Origin of the sequence: Leucobacter sp. M11 (genome assembly GCF_035726885.1) — a bacterium.
GTDB lineage: Bacteria > Actinomycetota > Actinomycetes > Actinomycetales > Microbacteriaceae > JAPFRB01.
Map to the genome: position 1 here is coordinate 55,767 of NZ_JAPFRB010000006.1, position 5,982 is coordinate 61,748.

Here is a 5,982-nt window from a genome sequence, read left to right on the forward strand (position 1 = left end):
GTTCGGGCCGCCTTCGGACTCCCGAGCATGCCCGAGCCGGAGCAGCTCACGGTCGGCTGGCGGCCAATCCCCGCGGGAAGAGCGATCCTCTGCGAGCCCCTGTCCGGGCACGCGGGCGCCCTCGCGCTCGCCGCGCACCCCGGGGTTACCCTTGCGGCGACCCTTGCCCGCAGCGTGGCTCGGTGGGCAGCGCTGGGGTCAGCGGAGGCGGGCTGATCCGGGTGTGTGCGCGCACGTGCATCATCTCGCCCTCGGAGCCGAACAGGCTCAGCGCTTCGACCGGCCCCTGGCCGGTTGAGCCGAACCAGTGCGGGACCTCGCAGGCAAACTCGGCTACCTCGCCGGGGCCGAGCACGAGGTCGTGCGGCCCGAGGAGCACTCGCATTCGGCCGGAGAGCACGTAGAGCCACTCGTAGCCGGCATGGCTGCGCAGGTGCGGCAGGTTCTCGGTTTTGGGGATCGTGAGCTTATAGGCCCGCGGCTCCAGCTCCTGGCGCGTGAGCGGCAGCACCACGCGACCGCGGTCGCGGATCTCGGGCAGCTGCACCCGCGGGTCCTGCACCGTGGGCGCCTGCACCAACTCGCTGAGCGGCACGTCCAGCTTCACCGCGATCGGGAGCAGCAGTTCCAGCGTGGCCTTGCGCTGCCCCGACTCCAGCCGCGACAGGGTGCTCGCGGAGATCCCCGTGCGCCGGGACAGCTCCGCGAGGGTGACGCTGCGTTTCTCGCGGGCCCGACGGAGCCGCCCGGGAACCTGGGCGAGGGCGGCATCGATAATCACGCGCTCGTTCATGGCTCTAGTCTCCGGGACGCCGGACAGCATGGCAATCACTCGTGCTGTTTTGGCATCAATCTTCGCGTGCGGGAACGTTCCTGGTTGACCCTGGAAGCCACAAACAACAGGAGGCAAGAATGACCGAGTGGGATGTGGCAATTCACGGCGGCGGCGCCGCGGGGCTGAGCGCCGGGCTGGTGCTCGCGAGGACCGGGGTGCGCGTCCTCGTCATCGAGAACCGGAGCCCGCGAAACACGCCAGCCGAGGAGATGCACGGGGTGCTGTCCCGCGACGGCTTCTCCCCGAGCGACTACCTGGCGGAGGGGCGGGCCGAGGTGGTCCGCTTCGGCGGCAAGATCCTCGCGGCCAGCGTCGTGCGCACCGAGCGCACCCCGGACGGCACGTTCGCCACGGAGCTGGACGACGTGAGCCGCGCGCTCAGCCGAGCCCTCGTGCTCGCGACCGGCCTGCGCGACGAGCTCCCTCCCGTGCCCGGACTCGAGGAACTGTGGGGCGAGCAGGTCCACCACTGCCCGCACTGCCACGGCGCGGAGCTCCGGGGGCGCTCGCTCGCGGTGATCGGCGGCACCTGGCGGGAGATGAGCCTGCACCAGGCCCAGCTGATGCGCCGGTTCAGCGACCGCGTCCGTTTCTTCCCCAACGGCATCGAGCTGAGCGAGGCTGAGCACGCCGAATTGACCGCCATCGGGGTCACGGTCACCCCGGGGCCCGTCTCCCGCGTGCACGCGGTGGCGGGAGGAGAGGTCCGCATCGCGGCCGCCGACCGCGCCTACGACGCCGGGGCCGTGTTCGTCGCCCCGTTCCCGCGGCCCCGGCTCGACGGGGTGCACGACCTCGGGCTTGCGCTGGACGAGCGGGGCTTCGTCGCCGTGGACGCGGGCGGGAGCACGAGCGTGCCCGGCGTCTGGGCCGCGGGCAACGTGAGCGACCCGCGGGCGCAGGTGATTAACGCGGCCGCGCAGGGCTCCTCCGCGGCGATCGCGATCACCGGCTGGCTGCTCGCCGCGGACGTCGCCGCGGCGGTGCGCGGGGAGGAGCCCTGCTTCGCCTAGGCGGCCCGGCCGAAGGCCTGTGCCACTCGCGCCGCGAATGCGCGCGGCGGCATCGCGCCCGTCCAGGAGTCGACGACGCCCGCGCTCGTCGCGACCGCGAAGGCGGGCACCGCGATGACTCGGTAGTCGGCGGCGACCCCGGGCTCCTGGTCCAGGTCGACCCGCACGACACTGATCTGGCCCTCCTGCTCGGCCGCAAAGGCATCCACGACCGGGATCATTGCCCGGCAGGGGGCGCACCACTCGGCCCAGAACTGGATCAGGACGGTGCCGTCTTCCCGCAGGCGGGTCTGGAGCTCGGCGGCAGTGACATCGGGGGTCATGGGTTCTCATTTCTCTGAGGTGTGGGGGCGGATGCCCGTTCCAGGCTCCGCTCCCGTCAGGGAAACGACAACAAAGCGTGCCGGTCTGGCACGCCCGAGTCAGCTCGCCCGCGACTCCAGGGCAGGGTCACCCGCATCGTGGCCCACCTGGATTGCCCGCCATACCGTATCCAGGGACAGCCCGAGGGTCGCGGCCAGCAGGGCGACCGTCGAGAACGACGGGGTGGGGAGGCGGCCGGTTTCGATCTTGCGTAGCGTCTCCGGGGAGATCCCCGCGTCGAGGGCGACCTCGAGCATCGTCCGGGATCCCCGGGCCGCGCGGAGCAGATCGCCGAGACGGCGACCGCGGCCGATTTCCTGGGGGGAGAGGGGGAGTCTGACCATGAACACAGTGTAGCGGGATTTCTCTACCGGTATAGTAATTGGCATTCGCCCGCGACCCGGAAAGCCCCCCATGATTGAAATCCTGACCCCCGCCGAACTTGACCGCGCCCGCGAAGCCGGTCGCTTCGTGGCCGACACCCTGGCCGAGTTGCGCGCCCGGACCCGCGTCGGCACCAACCTGCTCGACATCGACCGTTGGGCGGCGGAACTCATCGCCCAGGCCGGGGCCGTGTCCTGCTACGTGGACTACGCGCCCTCGTTCGGGCGCGGCCCCTTCGGCCACGTCATTTGCACCGCCGTGAACGACGCAGTGCTACACGGATTGCCCCACGACTACCGGCTCCGCGACGGCGACCTGCTGACCCTCGACTTCGCCGTGTCGGTTCGGGGCAAGGTGGCCGACGCCGCGATCAGCTTCATCGTCGGCGAGCGAGCAGACCCGGAGGATCTGCGCCTCATCGAGGCGACCGAGACCGCGCTCGCCGCGGGGATTGCCGCCGCCTCACCCGGGGCCCGGATCGGGGATATCTCCTTCGCGATCGGCCGCGTGCTCACCGACGCGGGCTACGAGGTGAACACCGAGTTCGGTGGCCACGGGGTGGGCAGCACGATGCACCAGGACCCGCACGTGGCGAACATCGGCCGACCCGATCGCGGTTTCCGGCTCCGGCCCGGCCTCGTGCTCGCGATCGAGCCGTGGGCGATGCGGGGCACCGCCGAGCTCGTGACCGACGCGGACGGCTGGACCCTGCGCAGCGCCACCGGGGGCCGCGCCGCGCACAGCGAGCACTCGGTCGCAATCACCGAGCGCGGGCCGGAGATTCTCACCGGCCCGCGGCTCGGATAGTCAGCGCTGCCGGATCACCCGGCCCTCGTCCCAGACGGGCGTATCGGACTCGGTGACGCGCCCGTCCTGCCCGAAGACGAGGAAGCGATCAAAGTCGCGCACGAACCAGCGGTCGTGCGTGACCGCGAGCACCGTGCCATCGAAGGCAGCGAGCGCGCGCTGCAGCGCCTCCGCGGAGACCAGGTCCAGGTTGTCGGTTGGCTCATCCAGGAGGAGCAGGGTCGCGCCGCCGAGTTCGAGCAGCAGGATCTGGAAGCGGGCCTGCTGCCCGCCCGAGAGCGCCTCGAAGTGCTGCTCGGCGGCCGGGGCGAGCTCGTAGCGGGCCAGCGCGCGCGCCGCCTGCTCCCGGGGCAGCCCGCCCCGGTGCTCGTCGCCCCGGTGCAGTACCTCCAGCAGGGTGCGGCCGACGAGGTCGGGCCGCCCCTGCGTCTGCGCGAACCAGCCGGGGCGAACCCGCGCGCCGAGGCGGGCGACGCCCTCGTGGAGCACGGGCTCGATGGGGATCCCGGTGCCCGGACGGTTCTCGGGCTCCGGGTCGGTGCCCCCGGCGGCGAGCAGCCGGAGCAGGTGAGACTTGCCGGAGCCGTTTGAGCCCAGGATGGCCACCCGGTCCCCGTACCAGACCTCCAGGGAGAACGGGTCCATGAGGCCAACGAGTTCGAGATCGCGGCAGATCACCGCCTTCTTCCCGGTCCGCCCGCCCTGCAGGCGCATCGCCAGCTCCTGCTCCCGGGGCTGCTCCTCTGGCGGCCCCGCGGCTTCGAAGCGCGCCAGTCGCGTCTGCGCCGCGCGGTAGCGGGAGGTCATGTCCGAGTTGTACGCCGCCTTTTGCTTATACATCTGCACGAGATCCTTGAGCTTCACGCGCTCCTCGTCCCAGCGCTTGCGCAGCTCCTCCAGGCGGGCGAAGCGCAGCGTCCGGGCCTCCTGATACCCGGCAAAGGAGCCGGGGTGCGTCCAGGCGGTGTTCCCGGCGGCCCCGAGCTCCAGGGTCACGATCGCGGTGGCGCTCCGGGCGAGGAGTTCTCGGTCGTGGCTGATGAACAGGACGCTCTTCTCGGTTTCGCGGAGCCGGTCCTCGAGCCAGCGCTTGCCGGGCACGTCGAGGTAGTTATCGGGTTCGTCAAGGATGAGCACCTCATCCGAGCCGCGCAGCAGGGCCTCCAACGCGAGCCGCTTCTGTTCCCCGCCGGAGAGGGTCCGGACCTCCCGGTCCCGGCAGCGGTCATAGGGCACGCCGAGCGCCGCGATCGTGCAGGTGTCCCACAGGACCTCGGCGTCGTAGCCGCCCGCGTCACCCCAGTCGGAGATCGCGGTGGCATAGGCCATCTGCACGCGCTCCTCCACCTCGGGGTCCTCGTTGAGCAGCATCGTGGTTTCCGCGTGGCTGACGCGCTCGGCGGCGCGGCGGATGGGCTCCGCGGCGAAGGAGAGGAGCAGATCGTGCACCGTGCCCTCGCCGAAGAACTGGCGCATCACGCCGAGGGATCCGCTGCGGGAGACGGTGCCCTCGTCCGGAGCGAGGTCGCCGGAGGCGATGCGGAGGAGGGTTGTTTTTCCGGCGCCGTTCGCGCCGATCAGGGCCAGCTTCTGGCCGTTGCCGACCCGGAAGCCGACCTCGGCGAGTAAGGGTCTGCCGTCGGGGAGTGTGTAGGAAACGCCCGTGAGTTCGAGATGGGACATGCGTGTTCTGCTTTCCGGTCCGCGTGGACCGTTGAGGTGCGGGGGTCGCTCCGGGCGCTGGCAGCGCGGAGCCGGGGCGGGGCGACGAGTGGGGTCGCGGGCGCGCGGCTGGGCGGCTGTCCCGGGAGGGCGAGACGTGTCACGGTGCACGGGTGCTCCTGAGCGTCGTGCCACGAGCGGAAGCTCGTGCGAATCTAACGGGGGTCAGGAGGGGTCGACGACGACACCCTCATTGGGGAACCCTGCGCGGATGAGACGCAGGCCCGTTAGTTGAACGACAGGCGATACACGGGAATCAGTGTACCCAGGTCGGCCCGGATCCGCGAGCAGGTCCGGTCGTTCCCTGCGTCGCGGGGTCAATCCGCGCTTCGGGGTGTCGCGGCGGGCCGCGGCGGCGCGCATGGGGCAGGCTCGGGGGATGACCGCACTCCCCACGCTCCGCCCGGCCGTCCCCGAGGATGCCCCCGGCGTCCTTGCCCTCTTCGATGCGGCGATCGAGTGGTTTGTCCGCATCGGCAACACCGGGCAGTGGGGGACCGAGCCCGCCACGGGGCAGCCGCGTTGGGAGGCTCGGGCCGCCGAGTGGTGCGCCGGGGCCGATACCTGGGTCGCCTGGCACCCCGAGCTGGGCGTCTCGGGCGCGCTCGTGCTCGGCGACGCGGTCGAGTATGTGCCGGCGGCGCGCGAGCCCGAACTCTACGTTCGCACCCTGATCGGTTCCCGCGATCCCCGGGCAAAAGGAACCGGGCGGCGGTTGCTCGACTTCGCCGCGGAGCGGGCCCGGGAACGCGGTCTGTCCCTCCTCCGGGTGGACTGCTACGCGGGCGGCTCCGGCGACCTCGTTCGCTTTTACGAATCCTGCGGGTATCGGGCCACGGAAACCTTCCGCATCGGCGA

The 5,982-nt window shown here is 71.5% G+C and carries 8 protein-coding genes; 4 read left to right on the forward strand and 4 right to left on the reverse strand.

The genetic code is table 11. The features are described from left to right. Window positions 1-216 (forward strand): hypothetical protein (locus OOT08_RS19245; RefSeq protein ID WP_442916280.1); only part of this gene is annotated, 216 nt, incomplete at its 5' end. On the opposite strand, the gene OOT08_RS17315 is transcribed toward OOT08_RS19245, so the two are convergent. Then, window positions 146-793, reverse strand: a complete 648-nt coding sequence (locus OOT08_RS17315) for a helix-turn-helix domain-containing protein (protein WP_325094098.1) — start codon at window positions 791-793, stop codon at window positions 146-148. The two genes, OOT08_RS19245 and OOT08_RS17315, sit on opposite strands and share 71 nt — an antisense overlap. Window positions 794-912: 119 nt before the next feature. Here OOT08_RS17315 and OOT08_RS17320 point away from each other — a divergent pair, with 119 nt between their 5' ends. Further along, entirely contained in the window at window positions 913-1,848 is a 936-nt protein-coding gene (locus OOT08_RS17320) for an NAD(P)/FAD-dependent oxidoreductase (RefSeq protein WP_325094099.1), read from the forward strand. Here OOT08_RS17320 and OOT08_RS17325 read toward each other — a convergent pair. After that, window positions 1,845-2,171, reverse strand: a complete 327-nt coding sequence (locus OOT08_RS17325) for a thioredoxin family protein (RefSeq protein ID WP_325094100.1) — start codon at window positions 2,169-2,171, stop codon at window positions 1,845-1,847. The genes OOT08_RS17320 and OOT08_RS17325 overlap by 4 nt on opposite strands. 99 nt (window positions 2,172-2,270) lie before the next feature. Next, entirely contained in the window at window positions 2,271-2,555 is a 285-nt protein-coding gene (locus tag OOT08_RS17330; protein ID WP_325094101.1) for a helix-turn-helix transcriptional regulator, read from the reverse strand. Between the two features lie 70 nt (window positions 2,556-2,625). On the opposite strand from OOT08_RS17330, the gene map reads away from it, so the two are divergent. Then, a complete protein-coding gene (gene map / locus OOT08_RS17335; protein ID WP_325094102.1) occupies window positions 2,626-3,402 on the forward strand; it encodes a type I methionyl aminopeptidase in 777 nt (258 codons plus the stop codon). Here map and OOT08_RS17340 read toward each other — a convergent pair whose 3' ends face one another. Continuing rightward, on the reverse strand, window positions 3,403-5,085 hold the full coding sequence (locus OOT08_RS17340) for an ABC-F family ATP-binding cassette domain-containing protein (RefSeq protein ID WP_325094103.1): 1,683 nt from the start codon (window positions 5,083-5,085) through the stop codon (window positions 3,403-3,405). Between the two features lie 418 nt (window positions 5,086-5,503). On the opposite strand from OOT08_RS17340, the gene OOT08_RS17345 reads away from it, so the two are divergent. Continuing rightward, a partial coding sequence (locus OOT08_RS17345; RefSeq protein WP_325094105.1) for a GNAT family N-acetyltransferase occupies window positions 5,504-5,982 on the forward strand: 479 nt, incomplete at its 3' end.